The organism is Serratia sp. 2723, assembly GCF_050434425.1.
Lineage (GTDB): Bacteria > Pseudomonadota > Gammaproteobacteria > Enterobacterales > Enterobacteriaceae > Chania.
The window spans coordinates 55,940-71,331 of the sequence record NZ_JBNDIN010000017.1; the positions used below are offsets into that span (position 1 = coordinate 55,940).

The 15,392-nt window shown below is 55.1% G+C and carries 11 protein-coding genes; 7 read left to right on the forward strand and 4 right to left on the reverse strand.

Annotation, left to right across the window (positions count from 1 at the left end; all coding sequences use genetic code 11):
- Nucleotides 1-50 precede the first annotated feature (50 nt).
- The 3 genes from ABIE29_RS20765 to rlmM are packed head-to-tail and all read left to right on the forward strand — an operon-like array spanning nt 51 to nt 2,512.
- Nucleotides 51-968: a transcriptional regulator GcvA gene (locus ABIE29_RS20765; protein ID WP_024484298.1), complete on the forward strand. Its 918-nt coding sequence runs from the start codon at nt 51-53 to the stop codon at nt 966-968.
- Between the two features lie 52 nt (nt 969-1,020).
- Nucleotides 1,021-1,416, forward strand: a complete 396-nt coding sequence (locus ABIE29_RS20770) for a DUF423 domain-containing protein (RefSeq protein ID WP_429620901.1) — start codon at nt 1,021-1,023, stop codon at nt 1,414-1,416.
- A complete protein-coding gene (rlmM, locus tag ABIE29_RS20775) occupies nt 1,409-2,512 on the forward strand; it encodes a 23S rRNA (cytidine(2498)-2'-O)-methyltransferase RlmM (protein WP_021179890.1) in 1,104 nt (367 codons plus the stop codon). Before ABIE29_RS20770 ends, rlmM begins: the two co-directional genes overlap by 8 nt.
- Before the next feature lie 30 nt (nt 2,513-2,542).
- Here rlmM and xni read toward each other — a convergent pair whose 3' ends face one another.
- The 3 genes from xni to queF all read right to left on the reverse strand — a co-directional run bounded on the left by xni (nt 2,543) and on the right by queF (nt 5,752).
- Nucleotides 2,543-3,301 carry a flap endonuclease Xni gene (xni, locus tag ABIE29_RS20780; protein WP_429620904.1) on the reverse strand — a complete coding sequence of 253 codons (759 nt, stop codon included), beginning with the start codon at nt 3,299-3,301 and terminating at the stop codon, nt 2,543-2,545.
- A 58-nt stretch (nt 3,302-3,359) separates the two neighbouring features.
- On the reverse strand, nt 3,360-4,724 hold the full coding sequence (gene ppnN / locus ABIE29_RS20785) for a nucleotide 5'-monophosphate nucleosidase PpnN (protein ID WP_429620906.1): 1,365 nt from the start codon (nt 4,722-4,724) through the stop codon (nt 3,360-3,362).
- Between the two features lie 182 nt (nt 4,725-4,906).
- Nucleotides 4,907-5,752: an NADPH-dependent 7-cyano-7-deazaguanine reductase QueF gene (queF, locus tag ABIE29_RS20790; RefSeq protein WP_429620908.1), complete on the reverse strand. Its 846-nt coding sequence runs from the start codon at nt 5,750-5,752 to the stop codon at nt 4,907-4,909.
- 63 nt (nt 5,753-5,815) lie between these two features.
- Between queF and syd the strand changes: the two genes are divergently transcribed.
- Nucleotides 5,816-6,364, forward strand: coding sequence for a SecY-interacting protein (gene syd / locus ABIE29_RS20795; protein WP_429620911.1), 549 nt, complete (start codon nt 5,816-5,818; stop codon nt 6,362-6,364).
- 618 nt (nt 6,365-6,982) lie between these two features.
- Here the strand turns inward: syd and ABIE29_RS20800 are convergent.
- Entirely contained in the window at nt 6,983-8,221 is a 1,239-nt protein-coding gene (locus tag ABIE29_RS20800) for an MFS transporter (protein WP_429620913.1), read from the reverse strand.
- A 152-nt stretch (nt 8,222-8,373) separates the two neighbouring features.
- On the opposite strand from ABIE29_RS20800, the gene ABIE29_RS20805 reads away from it, so the two are divergent.
- The 3 genes from ABIE29_RS20805 to ABIE29_RS20815 all read left to right on the forward strand — a co-directional run bounded on the left by ABIE29_RS20805 (nt 8,374) and on the right by ABIE29_RS20815 (nt 15,355).
- Nucleotides 8,374-8,700, forward strand: a complete 327-nt coding sequence (locus tag ABIE29_RS20805; RefSeq protein ID WP_429620915.1) for a YqcC family protein — start codon at nt 8,374-8,376, stop codon at nt 8,698-8,700.
- 148 nt (nt 8,701-8,848) lie between these two features.
- The gene (locus tag ABIE29_RS20810; protein WP_429620917.1) at nt 8,849-9,292 is read left to right on the forward strand and encodes a hypothetical protein; all 444 of its coding nucleotides are present in this window, start codon (nt 8,849-8,851) and stop codon (nt 9,290-9,292) included.
- Nucleotides 9,293-9,361: 69 nt separating this feature from the next.
- A complete protein-coding gene (locus ABIE29_RS20815; RefSeq protein WP_429620919.1) occupies nt 9,362-15,355 on the forward strand; it encodes an MG2 domain-containing protein in 5,994 nt (1,997 codons plus the stop codon).
- Nucleotides 15,356-15,392: the final 37 nt, after the last annotated feature.

Consider the following 15,392-nt stretch of genomic DNA (forward strand, 5'->3'; position numbering starts at 1 on the left):
GGCGCGTTCAGCCGACAACGCCGCAGTTTGCAATACAAAAGGGTCAATGAATGTCTAAACGTCTCCCTCCTCTTAATGCTCTGCGGGTTTTTGACGCGGCAGCCCGCCATTTAAGCTTTACCAAGGCGGCAGAGGAGCTGTTTGTTACCCAGGCCGCAGTCAGCCATCAGATCAAGTCTCTGGAGGATTTCCTGGGGCTGAAACTGTTTCGACGGCGCAACCGTTCGCTGTTGCTGACCGAAGAGGGGCAGAGTTATTACCTGGATATCAAAGAGATTTTCTCTTCGATCAATGAGGCAACACGCAAGCTTCAGGCACGCAGTGCCAAGGGGGCTTTGACCGTCAGCCTGCCGCCCAGTTTCGCCATTCAGTGGCTGGTGCCACGTCTTTCCAGCTTTAACTCAGCTTATCCGGGGATCGATGTGCGCATCCAGGCCATTGACCGTGAAGAAGAAAAGCTGGCGGATGACGTTGACGTAGCGATCTTTTATGGCCGTGGTAACTGGCCGGGAGTGCGCACCGAGCGTTTGTATGCGGAATATCTGCTGCCGGTTTGTTCTCCCAGCCTGTTAATGGGCGATCATGCACTGAAAGTGCCGGGCGATCTGGCTTATCATACGCTTCTGCATGATACTTCACGCCGCGACTGGCTGGCATACACCCGCCAACTGGGGTTACAGCATATCAACGTGCAGCAAGGGCCGATCTTTAGCCATAGTGCCATGGTGGTTCAGGCGGCCGTTCATGGCCAGGGGATTGCGCTGGTCAATAACGTGATGGCGCAAACCGAGATCGAAGCCGGCCGACTGGTCTGCCCGTTTAATGATGTGTTGGTAAGTAAAAACGCTTTTTATCTGGTATGTCATGACAGCCAGGCAGAACTGGGTAAAATAGCCGCCTTTCGCCAATGGATCTTGGCGCGTGCGGCCAGCGAACAGGAGAAGTTCCGCTTTCGCTATGAACAATAGGGCCAGCTGCGGTGACGTTGTGGCTGGTTAATCTCGATTAAGGTGAATAACGATGAGTAGCCGTTCTATGCTGATTTTTGCTGCTATCAGTGGTTTTGTCTATGTTGCTCTGGGCGCGTTTGGTGCGCACGTATTGAGTAGTGCGCTCGGGGCCAATGAAATGGCCTGGATCCGCACCGGGCTTGACTACCAGGGTTTCCATACTCTGGCGATCCTCGGGCTGGCCGTTGCCATGCAGCGTCGGGTCAGCCTGTGGTTTTACTGGAGCGGAGCGCTGTTGGCGCTCGGCACCGTGTTGTTCAGCGGCAGCCTTTACTGTCTGGCGCTGTCTCACCAAAAGGTTTGGGTTTATGTCACGCCAGTGGGCGGGACCTGTTTCCTGATCGGTTGGGCATTGATGTTGATTGGCGCTTTGCGTCTGAGGAAAAAGGCCGAGCGCCATGAATAAGATCGCGTTGTACTGCCGCCAGGGCTTTGAGAAAGAGTGCGCGGCGGAAATTACCGACAAGGCTGCCCAGTTGGAAGTGTTTGGCTTTGCCAGGGTCAAAGACAACAGCGGCTATGTGCTGTTTGAATGCTACCAGCCGGACGATGCCGATCGCCTGGCGAAAGAAATCCCGTTCCGTGAGCTGATCTTTGCCCGCCAGATGTTGGTGGTGGGAGAACTGCTGCGTGATTTGCCGCCGGAAGATCGGGTTTCACCGATTGTCGGCATGCTGATGGGCGTGGTCGATCGTGGCGGTGAATTACGGGTAGAAGTGCCGGATACCAACGAAAGCAAAGAGTTGCTGAAGTTCTGCCGCAAGCTGACGGTGCCGCTGCGCGGCGCATTGCGTGAGCAGAAAGTGCTGATGGCGCGTGAGAATCCCTCTCGCCCGGTGGTACACGTGTTCTTTATCGCGCCGGGCTGTTGCTACGTGGGGTATTCCTACAGCAACAACAACTCCCCGTTCTATATGGGGATCCCACGGCTGAAGTTTCCGTCCGATGCGCCAAGCCGCTCTACGCTGAAGCTGGAAGAGGCTTTCCACGTTTTCATCCCGGCAGACGAATGGGACGAACGTTTAGGCAGCGGGATGTTTGCGGTCGATCTGGGGGCCTGCCCTGGCGGCTGGACCTATCAGTTGGTCAAACGCAGCATGATGGTGCATTCGGTGGACAACGGCCCGATGGCCCCGAGCCTGATGGATACCGGGCAGGTGACTCATCATCGTGTCGACGGCTTCCGCTTTGAACCGACCACCAGCAAAAACTACTGGGTGGTGTGCGATATGGTGGAGAAGCCGGCAAAAGTGACCAGCCTGATGATCCAATGGTTGCTCAAAGGCTGGTGCCGTGAGGCGATCTTTAACCTGAAGCTGCCGATGAAAAAGCGCTACGAAGAGGTGGCTCAGAACCTGCAAAGTATCCACGAAGCCTTGGCCAACGAGGGGATTAGCGCAGAGATCCACGCCAAGCAGCTGTACCACGATCGTGAAGAGATCACCGTACATGTGCGCCGCATGTGGTCGGCCATTCCCGGCCGCCGCGACGAGCGCGAGTAAGACGTAAGGGCGTTGCCGTTGGCAGCGCCCTTAATTTATTGGCAAACGTAACTGTTGCAGATTGCCGTCCAGCGTCAGATCGCTACGCAAGGTGGCGACCTGTTTGCTGATATAGGCCAGCTCGCGGTGCTCTAACAGCTTGCCGTGCCACTTCTCCGGCACCTGCTCCAGGTGTTGATACAGACCATCCAGATTCCCCATCTGTTGCAGCAGCAATACTGCCGTTTTTGGCCCGATACCGGCAACGCCAGGGATCTTGCTGCTACCAATGCCTGCCAGCCCCCAATAATCCGTTAGCTGTTGCGGTAACACGCCAAACTCTTGCTGCACAAACGGCAGATCCAACCAGCGTTTCTGGAAGTAGTCACGGATCTGTACGCTGGGTGCCAGTAGTTGGCAGTAGCCTTTGTCGGTAGAGACAATCGTCACCTGGTGGCCGCCAGCGGCAAGTTTTGCCGTCAGGGTGGCAGCCAGATCGTCCGCCTCATTGCCTGCGGAATGCCAACTGGTCACTCCAAGCTCGGCAAACGCTTCGCGCAGTTGCGGCATTTCCTGAAGCAGATTTTCCGGCATCGGCGAACGTCCGGCTTTGTAATTGGGCAGAATTTGATGGCGCCAGCTCTCGCTACGGTCGTCTTCGTCGAACACGGCCACGGCGTGGGTAGGTTGGCTGTGTTGAATCAACTGCTGTAGCGCATGCTTGCAAGCGTTGACACAAGGGGAGCCCTGCACCGCATGAATGCGGCGGATTAGGTTCAGAGCATCGACAATCAGTAAATGTATAGGCATAGGCAAGGCAACAACGTCAGAAAATTAGGGCGGCTATGACGCCGCCCGGAGGTGATGATCAGGCTACGATCTCGTAGCAAGGCACGTAGGCGGTACCCGGCAGTTTCATACGGTGCTGGGCGACAAAGCCCTGCAACAGGCTGTCCATCTGCTTCATCATCAACGGATCGCCATGCAGTTTGTAAGGGCCGAACTGTTCGATGGCATGAATGCCGTTCTCCTTCACGTTGCCCGCCACGATCCCTGAGAATGCACGGCGCAGGGCCGCAGCCAACTGTTCCGCCGGTTGGTTCGGGTACAGGTTGAGATTAGCCATGTTCTCATGGCTTGGCTCGAAGGGGAGCTGCAGGTCCGGTGCAATACGGATAGACCAGTTAAAGCTGTAGGCATCTCCGGTATTACGGCGGTTTTCTTTCACCAACGGCATGGCCTTTTTCATCTGACGGGCCACTTCGGCCGGATCGTCGATGATGATGGTGTAATGACGGCGGGCTTTCTCGCCCAGCGTATTCATGATGAATTCGTCCAGAACGCGGAAGTAATCGGCGCTTTCTTTCGGCCCGGTGAGGATCAGCGGCAGTACCTGTTCGCTGTTTTCCGGGTTCATCAGAATACCCAACAGATACAGCAGTTCTTCCGCAGTACCGACCCCGCCAGGGAAAATGATGATGCCGTGCGCGATCCGTACAAAGGCTTCCAGACGTTTTTCGATATCTGGCATGATCACCAGCTCGTTAACCAGCGGGTTCGGCGGCTCGGCGGCAATGATGGAAGGCTCGGTCATGCCGATAAAGCGGCTGTTGTGGTAGCGCTGCTGCGCATGACCGACGGCAGCCCCTTTCATTGGCGCTTCCATCGCCCCTGGCCCACAGCCGGTACAGATATTCAGCTCGCGCAGACCCAACTGGCTACCGACCTTACGGGCATACAGATATTCGTTTTCATTGATCGAGTGGCCGCCCCAGCACACCACCAGGTTAGGGTCTTCGTCGAGGTGCAGCGTACGGGCATTGCGCAGGATGGAAAACACCAGATTGGTGATATGAACGGAATCTTCCAGATCCAGGTGTTGGAAACGCCCGGCGCTGTCCATTTGGCCGTGGACAAACAGGATATCGCGCAGCACGGCAAACAGGTTGGCCTGCAGTGAGCGAATAATGCGGCCATCGACGAAAGCCTCTTCTGGCGGGTTCACCAGCTCCAGTTTTACGCCGCGTTCACGGCGCAACACGTTGATATCAAAGCTTTCATAACGCGACAGCAACTGCTTGCTGTTGTCGGTCTGGCTGCCGGAGTTTAATACCGCCAGGGAGCAGTTGCGGAACAAACGGTACAGGTCGCTGCTGGCGGTACGCTTCAGCATGTCAACTTCCAGCTGCGACAGCAAATCCATAGCGCCAAGTGGGCTGATATGTGTAATCAAGGTAACTCCTTTGCGCCCATGATGGGGCGATCATAATCCTTACCTGCCTCTGCGCACTGCGGTAAGAATGTTACATTGCCTGCCAGAATGTCTGAGCAAAAAGCGGGCATTCTTGATTTAACCTTACCGCCGTCTCCAGATTTTTACCAATACAAACCGCTTGTTAGCTCAGTTGTTGAGCATTATTGGCGAGCCAGACGGCCACGTGCCGGCTCGAACGCCACATTGCTGCGCCAAGGGTTGATATCCAGACCACCGCGCCGGGTATAGCGGGCATAAACGCTCAATTGTTGCGGCTGGCAGAAACGCAGCAGATCGTTAAAGATCCGCTCAACGCACTGTTCATGGAATTCGTTGTGATGGCGGAACGAAACCAGATAGCGCAGCAGGGCTTCGCGGTTGATCTGTGGGCCGCGATAGCGGATTTGCACCGAGCCCCAATCGGGTTGGTTGGTGATCAGACAGTTGGACTTCAGCAGATGGCTGACCAGCGTTTCCTCTACGATTTGGCTACCGGCGGCGTCTTCTAGGTAGCCCGTATTGAACTCATAGTTATCGATGCTGATGTCTTGCTGGTCGAGGCATTCACCCTCCAACCGGGCAATTGGGCTGCCTTCAAGCCGATCGACGCTGAACAGGCTCACGCTGACATCCCCTTGCGCACAGGCGGCGAGATCGCGTTGCAGCATAGAGCGTACCGCCTCCCAGTCTGGGAAGTGGGTTTGGTTAAAGCTGTTGAGATAGAGCTTGAAGCTTTTGGACTCGATCAGGTTGACGCTGTTGGCGTTCAAGCTGATTTCTCCCACCGCGACCTGCGGCAGCCCCTTGGCATTGAGCCAGGACAGTTCATACAGCGTCCAGATATCGGCACCGTGGAACGGCAGGTTATCGGGATAAAGCCCCAGCGGCTCCCGGTTCATGCTGCGAGGAACCGCTTGCAGCAGTGAGGCATCATAGCTGTCACGGTATGCGGTTGGCTTGCCCAGCGTCAATGCCGCCAGAGCCTGATGATCTTGATAGGAGGACATGAGCTGTCACCTTGGTGTGAGATAGGTACAATAGGCACCAGTTTACCGTATGCGAGAAAAAATATGGACCATGATGTATCGCACGCCCTGCGTGAATTTACCCAGCGCTATGTCGACGAGTGGCTACAGCAGTACGGCCATGCCCCGGCTAGCCAGGAATTGTACGGCGTGGCTTCCCCCTGTATTGTCGAAAATCGCGATGATACGGTACTGTGGCTGCCGCAGCCTTTTACGCCAGCGGCCAGTCTGGAAAAGGTGGAGCAGGCGTTGGAACTCCAACTACAGCCGGATATCCACACTTTCTATACCCAACACTATGCCGGGGATATGAGCGCGCAGTTTGGCGAGCACCCGTTGACGCTATTGCAGGTCTGGAGTGAAGACGACTTTATTCGGCTGCAGGAAAATCTGATTGGGCATCTGGTGACGCAAAAACGCCTTAAGCTCTCGCCTACGTTGTTCCTGGCGACCACGGAATCGGAAATGACGGTGGTGTCGCTGTGTAATGTCAGCGGCAACGTGCTGCTTGAGCAATTTGGCAGCAAAAAACGCACGCTATTAGCCGCCTGTCTGGGGGATTTTCTCAATGCTTTACGCCCCAGGGTTAATTAATCGGTTAATTTGCCTTTAGTACGTGTGAGAGATCTCTCACAAAAGCTGTGAGAGATCGCTTTTAATTTTTCAATTTAGTTAGCCTATTTTTAATTATTAATTATATATATCAATTTGTTATAGTTTTTTACCGGTGTAGGTTAAGTCAAATTTACTGTAATCCGTCCAGCATGCCCTTGTGAACGGAAAGGAAATAAGCGATCTTATGTCTACCGGAAGGAAGCCGGATGGAGCAGGAAAGCGTCAGGATGATGCAGCTTCAGGAAGAAGAAAGGGATGCACTCAGGAAGAGTGGAAGGGATTGGTATCAGGATGATACACAGGATGTTTCAGGATTGAAACCAAGGACACCTCCAGGACGGAGATAGAGAACCAGCACAGGATTGTTGGTGGGTCAGGAAGGCCGAGGAACCGCGTCAGGACGATGCTAGAGGATTTTGCGAAGGATTGTTTTGGTCAGGATGGCCGAAAGGAAAAGTTTTCAGGGATTGAGCAGGGAGCACACTTGTAGCGGGATTAGCTATAAAACGAACCGGGGGCACTGTTAACGCAGTGCCCCCAACTTTTTGTCTGGAGCAAAGGCCAGACAGCAAATCCTGCCTGGCTTCCCCCCAAGGTTTACCCGATTGCCCCCAACGTATCGCCCGTGCTTTGTTTCTTCGGTAGCAGGAACAGCGTGGCGAAAATATCCAACAGGTAAATAGCGGCCAGCAGGCTGATCGCGGCAGTAAAGGAAACCTGAGTGACCAGCGCACCGATCACCAATGGCCCCAGCCCACCGACGCCGCGCCCCAGGTTGAACAGGATATTCTGCGCCGTGGCGCGAGCCTGCACCGGGTAGGTGTCAGAAATCAGCGCACCGTAGCCACCTATCATCCCGTTAACAAACACCCCCATCAGCGCACCGGCAAACAGCATCAGCGTGGGATCGGTGAGTTGTGCATAGCTGATGACCATCACCACGGCACCAATCTGGTAAATGACAAAGATGATCCAACGGGGAAAACGGTCGGCCAATACGCCGAACAGCCAGATACCGAAGGTCATGCCGATCACCGTGACGCCCGTCCAGACGCCGGATTTGGTCAGCGAGAAGCCAAAGTTTTTGGCCAGATAGGTCGGCATCCAGATCATCAGCCCGTAATAACCAAAGTTCTGTACCGAGCAGAGGATAAAGATCCCCAGACTGGCCTTGCTGGTGGCGCGATCTTTAAATAGCAGCTTTAATCGTTGAGTAAAGGAGAGTTGCTGTTCACTGGTTTTTTGCTGCGTAAACGCTTTGGGTTCTCCCATGGTACGGCGAATAAGGAAGGAAACCAGCGCCGGTAGCAGGCCAACCAGGAACATGCCACGCCAGCCGATATAAGGTAGCAATAGCGGGGTGAGGAAGGCAGCAGCAAGTACGCCGAGCTGCCAGCCCATGCCCACATAGGCCGAGGCACGGTTGCGTTTCTCTGCGGGCCAGGCTTCGGCGATTAACGCCATGCCAATACCGAATTCGCCGCCCAGCCCGATCCCCGCCAGGGTGCGATAGGCAAGCAAGTCCCAGTAGCCAACGGCAACGGCGCACAGGCCGGTAAACAGCGAAAACATCAGGATAGTGATGGTCAGCACGCGGATGCGGCCAAAACGGTCGCTGAGATGGCCGAAGATCACACCGCCAATCACTGCGCCGATCAATGTCCAGGTTACCAGCGAACCGGCTTGTGATGAGGTGAGACCCAGTTCAGTGGTGATCACCGGCAGCATAAAGCCGAGTATCAACAGATCGAAGCCGTCCATGGCATAACCGGTTACCGAAGCCAGCATGGCTTTACCGGGCGTAGCGTGATTTTTATTGAGTGATGTTGCGGACATGTCTTTTATCATGAGTGATTTTTGGGTGCGCGTATTGTGCCGCGCCAGGCGTGGTGCCACCAGATAAAATTGGGCGCTTTGGGCTTAAATGTTATGCTTTGCGGCTTGCAGCCGTAGGCTGATTAACATGTTTAAATTGTTCGGGAATGTCGATGAGTATATCCAACCAGGTTCGCCACAATTTACGGGCGATTGAACAGTCCATGCGGGATTTGGCGCTGTGGCAGTTGACGCCGCCAGAAGCCGAGGCGTTTGCCAGCACGGAACCTTTTTGCATCGACAGCATGCTGGCCGAAGAGTGGTTGCAGTGGGTGCTGTTACCAAGGATGCATGCGTTGCTCGATGCCAATGCGCCACTGCCAACGCGTTTTGCCATCACCCCTTATTTTGAAGAAGCCTTGAAGGATAGGCAACCGAGCTGCCTGCCGCTGCTGGTACTGCTGCAACGGCTGGATTCACTGCTTAACATCGAGCTGTAATCGTACTGCATATTCGACCGTAGCGGCGCTGCATGCTGCGCCCGCAATGCCGCAATTCACGCTGTATGGCTAAAATAGAGTTTCCACCGCCGTGTGGAACTAGTAGATAATGTGCAAATTATCGCGAGTTACCAAGGAGGGTTTCTTAATGCTCAGGAAAAATATATTCGGTTGGTCGGGGATCGCGCTAGGCGGTTTGGCGTTGTTATTGGCGATGGTACATTTCTATGCCGGGCCATTTGCCCCTCAGCAAACGCTGGAAAGCCTCGTTGCGGGTAAGGCGGTGGCCATCAAAGAGTCACTGCTGGCCTCACTGGCTGGTCATGGGATCCCTGAAAAAGTCTCTCAGCCCCACTATGATGTCGATCGGATATTGAAGATCGTCATAGCTGTGCTGGCGGTGGGAGCTGTGGTCCTGGGCGCTATTGCCGGGGTGTGCAAGGAAAACCCGCGCGCGGTTTCTGCTGCGTTAATGCTCGGTATTGGCACGCTGGCTTTTCAAATTGCCATGTTTGCTTTTGGCGTGGTCATGGTCATTTTCCTTATTGTAATGGTATTGTCACTGATTTCTGGCATGGGGGCAGGCTGTTAGCTGCTTAGGATCCGTCGTCGGGAATGTGGTCTCTGGGTGTTTTTCAAGGATTAAAAAGGTGCTGCAATCATGGATTTGCTGAAGTTTATCCTCCGTTTGCCTTTTACGTTGTTCAAAGGCCTGTTCCGCCTGTTGGCCCTGATTTTTGGGCTGTTGGGGCGGCTGTTCAAGCCGGTAGTGGGCAACCTGAACTGGAATGCACCGGCCTGGTGGGCAGCGGTATCCGGCGGGGTGAAGCGCGGCTTCCTGCGGCTGGAAGGTGGGGTAGACAAATATCCCAAAGCCATTAGTCTGTCGTTGCTGGTATTGTTGTGCGCCGCTGGTGGTGCCTTCTACGGATGGCACTGGTGGCTGAATCGGCCACAGCCGATTGAACCGGCACCGATGGTGTATCAGGAAACCAGCGTGCGGGTCTCCGATCCCGAGCCGGTTAACTATGCCGTACAGAAATCTGTGCCACAGCAAATCACCCTCACTTTCAGAAACTCCGTGGCACCGTTGACCGATACCGGCAAGGTTGTGGAAAAAGGCATCTCCATCAGCCCGGCCCTCGAAGGGCAGTGGAAGTGGAATAACGCCTGGACCCTGGTCTTCACGCCGAAAAACCCATTGCCGATGGGCAGCAAATATGAGGTTAAGCTCGAGCCTGCCGTGTTGCTGGCCCCGCAGATTAAACTCGCCAACACCCACTACAGCTTTAGTACCCCGGCTTTTGGCTATCAACTTGGGCAAGCTGAGTATTATCAAGACCCACAAGATCCGCAAAAGCGGAGCGCTATCTTCAACGTCAAATTCAATGCGCCGGTAGACGTGGCCAGCTTTGAAAAGCAGATCGCCATGGGGTTGATCGAAGCCGGTGCCAAATCTGAAAAGAAACTCAATTTCTCCCTGGTCTACGATGCCAAGAAGCTGAACGCCTGGGTGCATTCTGAACCGCTGAAAGCACTGGATCACGGCGGTAAAGTGCATCTGGTACTGGGCAAGGGCATCAAGTCGGTGGTGTCTGCCAATGAGATCGCTCAATCGAGAGACGGTTGGGTTTCGGTGCCAACCCTGTATAGCCTCACGGTGAAGGATGCCAGCGCTCAGGTGGTCGACAGCGATGGCACCAAAGGCCAGCGTGCGCTGATCGTCGCCTTCAGCGATGCGATCAAAGACAAAGATGCCGGGCGTGCGGTCAAGGCCTGGTTGTTGCCGCAGCATAATCCTAACGACCCCGAAGCCAGTAACGAACCGGACGATTTTTATCAGTGGGGCGGGACCGAGAACATCGAAAACAGCGTAATGGCCCAGTCTACGCCGCTGACGCTGACCCTGAATGAAGCGGAGGAGAGCTATCAACCGCAGTTCAGCTTCAAGTTTGACGCACCGGCACACCGCTTTATGCTGCTGGAAATCACCAACCTGATGACCTCTTCGGGCGGCTATAAAATGCCGGAGAAAGTCTACCGTATCGTCGAGGTACCGGACTTCCCGAAAACCTTGCAGTTTATGTCACAGGGTTCTCTGCTGTCGGTGAACGGTGACAAGCAAATCAGCGTGGCGGCGCGTAACGTTCCCGGCCTGCGCCTGGATATCAAACGGGTGATCCCGAGCCAGTTGCAACATATTGTCTCATTCAAGAGCAGTGAATACTCGTCGGCCCAGTTCAACCAGCTTAACGATGAATATTTTACCGAACACTTTAACTATCAAACGGCCATCAATAACGATCGGCCGGGTGAAGTGAGCTACAAGGGCATCGATCTCTCACGTTACCTGTCCACCAGCACGGATTCCCATCGCGGCGTGTTCCTGCTGACGCTGTCAGAATGGCAGCCGGAAAAGAAAAAAATGCAGGCCGCAGAGGATGAAGGCGATCAGGGGGAACAGGAAGAGGATGACTCGCGCTCCGTCGGGGATTCGCGTTTTGTCGTCGTGACCGATCTGGGCATTATTGCCAAACGTTCGCAAGATAAAACGCGCGACGTGTTTGTCCAATCGATCCACAGTGGTGCGCCAGTCGGTAACGCCAAAGTTTCGGTGATCGCCAAAAACGGCGTAACGCTGCTCAGCCAGGTGACCGATGCCAATGGGCACGTGCGTTTCCCATCGCTGGACGTGTATACCAACGAACGCCAGCCGGTGATGTTCCTGGTGGAAAAAGAGGGCGATGTCTCCTTCTTGCCGACCACCCGCTACAACGACCGTGGGCTGGATTTCTCCCGCTTTGATATTGAAGGCGAAGAAACCCCGATCGATCCACGCACCCTGAGCAGTTATCTGTTCTCCGATCGTGGCGTGTACCGTCCGGGCGATACCTTCAATATTGGTCTGATTACCCGTGCCGCCGATTGGGGCGTAGCCCTGGCTGGCGTACCGGTGCGTGCCGAGATCCGCGATCCGCGCGACAAACTGATGACGACGGTGCCGCTGACTCTCGGTGGCAGCGGTTTCAATGAGTTGAGTTACACCACCGATGAGAACGCGCCAACGGGCGAGTGGAACGTCTACCTGTATCTGATTGGCAAAAATAACGACACTTCCACCTTGCTTGGCCATACCGCCGTCAACGTGAAAGAGTTTGAGCCGGACCAACTGAAGGTGAAGCTGGAATTGACGCCGAACCGGCAGCAAGGGTGGGTAAAACCTTCTGAACTGCAGGCGAACATTGATGTGCAGAACCTGTTTGGCACGCCAGCCCAGGATCGCCGTGTCACCTCGAAACTGACGCTGCGGCCGATGTATCCGAGTTTTGATCGCTTCCCGGATTACGCCTTCTTTGAGAACCGCCAAAACAGCGACGGTTTTGAAACCGAGCTGGAAGACCGCACCACCAACGAACAGGGTGTGGCGAATATTCCGCTGGATCTGAAGTCCTATGCGGATGCCACCTATCAGCTGCAACTGCTGTCGGAAGCCTTTGTGGCTGGCGGTGGGCGTTCCGTTGCCGCCACCGCACGGGTATTGGTGTCGCCGTATGACTATCTGGTCGGAGTGAAGTCAGACGGTGATTTAGGCTATATCAACCGGGGTTCGGTGCGAAATCTGCACGTGATTGCCGTCGATCCTTCCCTGAAACAGATCGCGCTCGCCGATCTGAAACAGGTGCTGATCGAGCAGAAATACATCTCGGTGCTGACCAAGCAGGATTCTGGCGTTTATAAATACCAGTCGAAGATGAAAGAGGTGCAACTGTCCGAGCAGCCGTTGGCGCTGAGCGAGCAGGGCAGCAATCTGACCTTGGCGACCGAAACGCCGGGTGACTTTGTGCTGGTGATCGAGGATGCGCAGGGCAAGGTGCTAAACCGTATCGCCTATAGCGTGGCAGGTAATGCCAACCTCAGCCGTTCGCTGGATCGCAATGCCGAACTGAAGCTAAAACTGAACCAGGCGCAATATCAGCCGGGTGAAGAAATTGAAGTGGCGATCAACGCGCCTTATACCGGCAGCGGTTTGATCACCATCGAAAAAGACCGTGTCTATGCCTGGCAGTGGTTCCACACCGACACCACCAGTTCGGTGCAGAAAATCCGGGTTCCGGCCGGGATGGAAGGCAACGGTTATATCAACGTGCAGTTTGTGCGCGACGTGAACTCCAGCGAGATCTTTATGAGCCCGCTGAGCTATGGCGTCATGCCGTTTAAAATCAGCACCAAAGCCCGGCAAAACGGCCTGGAAATAGTGACGCCTGAGGTGATTAAGCCGGGTGAAAACCTGACGATGACGGTGAAAACCGATGGTCCTCAGCAGGTGGCACTGTTTGCCGTAGATGAAGGGATCTTGCAGGTCGCGCGTTACCGCCTGAAAGATCCGCTGGAGTACTTCTTCCGTAAGCGTGAGCTGAGCGTGGAAAGCTCGCAGATCCTCGATCTGATCCTGCCGGAATTCAGCAAGCTGATGGCGCTTTCGGCGGCACCGGGCGGTGATGCCGGTGAAGGGCTGGATCTCAACCTGAATCCGTTCAAACGCAAGCGCGACAAGCCGGTGGCCTATTGGTCTGGCATTACCGAGGTCAACGGCGAGAAGCAGTTTACCTATCCGGTGCCGGATTACTTCAACGGCAAGATCCGCGTGATGGCCATTTCGGTGACGCCAGGCAAAATCGGCAAGGCCCAAACCTCCGCGACGGTACGCGACAACTTCATCATGACGCCGAACGTCCCTTACATGGTGGCACCAGGGGATGAGTTTGACGTCAGCGTAGGGGTCAGCAATAACCTCGAAGGGTTGAACGGTAAGCCTGTGGCGATCGCTGTGCAATTGACGCCGCCGCCGCAGTTGGAAGTAGTGGGTAAGGCCGAGCAAAGCCTGTCATTGGCCGAGAAACGCGAAGGCGTGATCACCTTCCGCCTGCGTGCCAAGGCAGCATTGGGTGATGCTCCGCTGGTGTTTGATGCGCGCTACGGGGATAAAACCAGCCGCCGTACCATTAGCACCTCGGTACGTCCGGCAATGCCTTACCGCACCCAGACGGTGATGGGCAGGATGAGCGGCAGCCAGAATATTGATAATCTGCGGCAGATGTTTGATGCCTATGCGCAACGTAGCGCGGCGGTATCTCACTCACCGTTGGTGTTGACCAACGGTCTGGCGCAGTATCTGGCAGATTATCCGTATTACTGTTCTGAGCAGATCGTCAGCCGTTCCATTCCGCTGATCATGCAAAGCCAGCATCCGGAAATGAAAAGCAGTCTGAGTCAGGCCGAAGTCAGCACTCAGCTGAAAAACCTGCTCGGCGTTCTGCGTTCTCGTCAGAACGACAGCGGGGCCATTGGTGCCTGGCGTTCATCGCCGGAAACCGATCCTTTCGTCACGCCATACGTGGTGCAATATCTGCTGGAAGCCAAAGCGGCGGGTTATGCCTTGCCGGTGGGAATGCTGGAAGAGGCCAACGGCGCGCTGCGTGAACTGGCAGCCAACCGTTATGATGATATGTATCATCTGCGTCTGCGTGCCTGGGCGGTCTACCTGCTGACCTTGCAGGGCGAAATTACCACCAACTCGCTGGCCTCGGTGCAGGATACGTTGCAGAAACTGTATCCGGACAGTTGGAAAACCGATCTGAGTGCCCTGTACCTGGCATCGTCTTACCGTCTGCTGAAAATGGACAATGAGGCCAATGCCTTGTTGCAGCCTAGCTGGAAGCAACTGAGCAAAGCCTATGACAAAGGCTGGTGGACGCAGAATTATTTCGATCCGCTGGTGCAGGACGCAACGCGTCTGTACCTGATCGCTCGTCACTTCCCGGAGAAGGTCTCTTCCATCCCTCCACAGGTGTTGGAGAATATGGTCAAGGCGTTGAAAGAAGAGCGCTACACCACCTATTCTTCGGCGATGAGTATCCTGGCGCTGGAAAGCTATTCGGCTCAGGTCGCGGCGCAGGCCAATGCCACCGATTCGCTGACGATTGCGCAGCTCGGCAAGCAAGGTAACGTCGATCCTCAGGTGATTTCAGAGATGATAGGGCTGTTTGCCAAAGGCCAGTTTACGGCCGAGGCCAAGGCCGTTCGCTTTACCAACAGCGCCGACGCTCCGGCCTGGTATGTGGTCACTCAGGCCGGTTACGATCTGGCTGCTCCACAGAAAGCCATTGCTCGCGGTTTGGAAATTACCCGTGATTACACCGATGAACAGGGTAAACCGGTGACTCAGGTCACGCTGGGGCAGAAGATCAACGTTCATCTGAAAATCCGCGCCAATTCGAAAGAAGGGCAGAGCAATCTGGCGATTGTCGATCTGCTGCCTGGCGGATTTGAAGTGGTGCAGCAAACGGCACCAGAGCCAGAATCGACCGGCGAAGACGGTGAAGCCAGCGAGAATACGGACGCGGGCTGGCAGTCACCACTGGCAGCCTCCGGCTCCACTTGGGCACCTGATTACAGCGATATCCGCGAAGACCGGGTGATCATCTATGGTAGCGCCAGCACCGACGTACAGGAATTTGTCTACCAGATTAAAGCGACCAACACCGGTAGCTTTGTGATCCCTCCGGCCTATGGCGAAGCCATGTACGATCGTGAAGTGCAGGCCATGTCGGCCAGCAGCGGTAAACTGGTGGTTGTGCCGGCGGAAAGTCAATAAGCCATCGCGATGCCCCGCAGCGTTGAGCTGCGGGGTT

What these genes read in the sequence shown, in the direction of transcription:
- ABIE29_RS20815 (WP_429620919.1), top strand. Translation starts at nt 9,362, where the DNA reads ATGGATTTGCTGAAGTTTATCCTCCGTTTGCCTTTTACGTTGTTCAAA.
- syd (WP_429620911.1), top strand. Translation starts at nt 5,816, where the DNA reads ATGGACCATGATGTATCGCACGCCCTGCGTGAATTTACCCAGCGCTAT.
- ABIE29_RS20800 (WP_429620913.1), bottom strand. Translation starts at nt 8,221, where the DNA reads ATGTCCGCAACATCACTCAATAAAAATCACGCTACGCCCGGTAAAGCC.
- ABIE29_RS20810 (WP_429620917.1), top strand. Translation starts at nt 8,849, where the DNA reads ATGCTCAGGAAAAATATATTCGGTTGGTCGGGGATCGCGCTAGGCGGT.
- ABIE29_RS20765 (WP_024484298.1), top strand. Translation starts at nt 51, where the DNA reads ATGTCTAAACGTCTCCCTCCTCTTAATGCTCTGCGGGTTTTTGACGCG.
- ABIE29_RS20770 (WP_429620901.1), top strand. Translation starts at nt 1,021, where the DNA reads ATGAGTAGCCGTTCTATGCTGATTTTTGCTGCTATCAGTGGTTTTGTC.
- rlmM (WP_021179890.1), top strand. Translation starts at nt 1,409, where the DNA reads ATGAATAAGATCGCGTTGTACTGCCGCCAGGGCTTTGAGAAAGAGTGC.
- queF (WP_429620908.1), bottom strand. Translation starts at nt 5,752, where the DNA reads ATGTCCTCCTATCAAGATCATCAGGCTCTGGCGGCATTGACGCTGGGC.
- ABIE29_RS20805 (WP_429620915.1), top strand. Translation starts at nt 8,374, where the DNA reads ATGAGTATATCCAACCAGGTTCGCCACAATTTACGGGCGATTGAACAG.
- xni (WP_429620904.1), bottom strand. Translation starts at nt 3,301, where the DNA reads ATGCCTATACATTTACTGATTGTCGATGCTCTGAACCTAATCCGCCGC.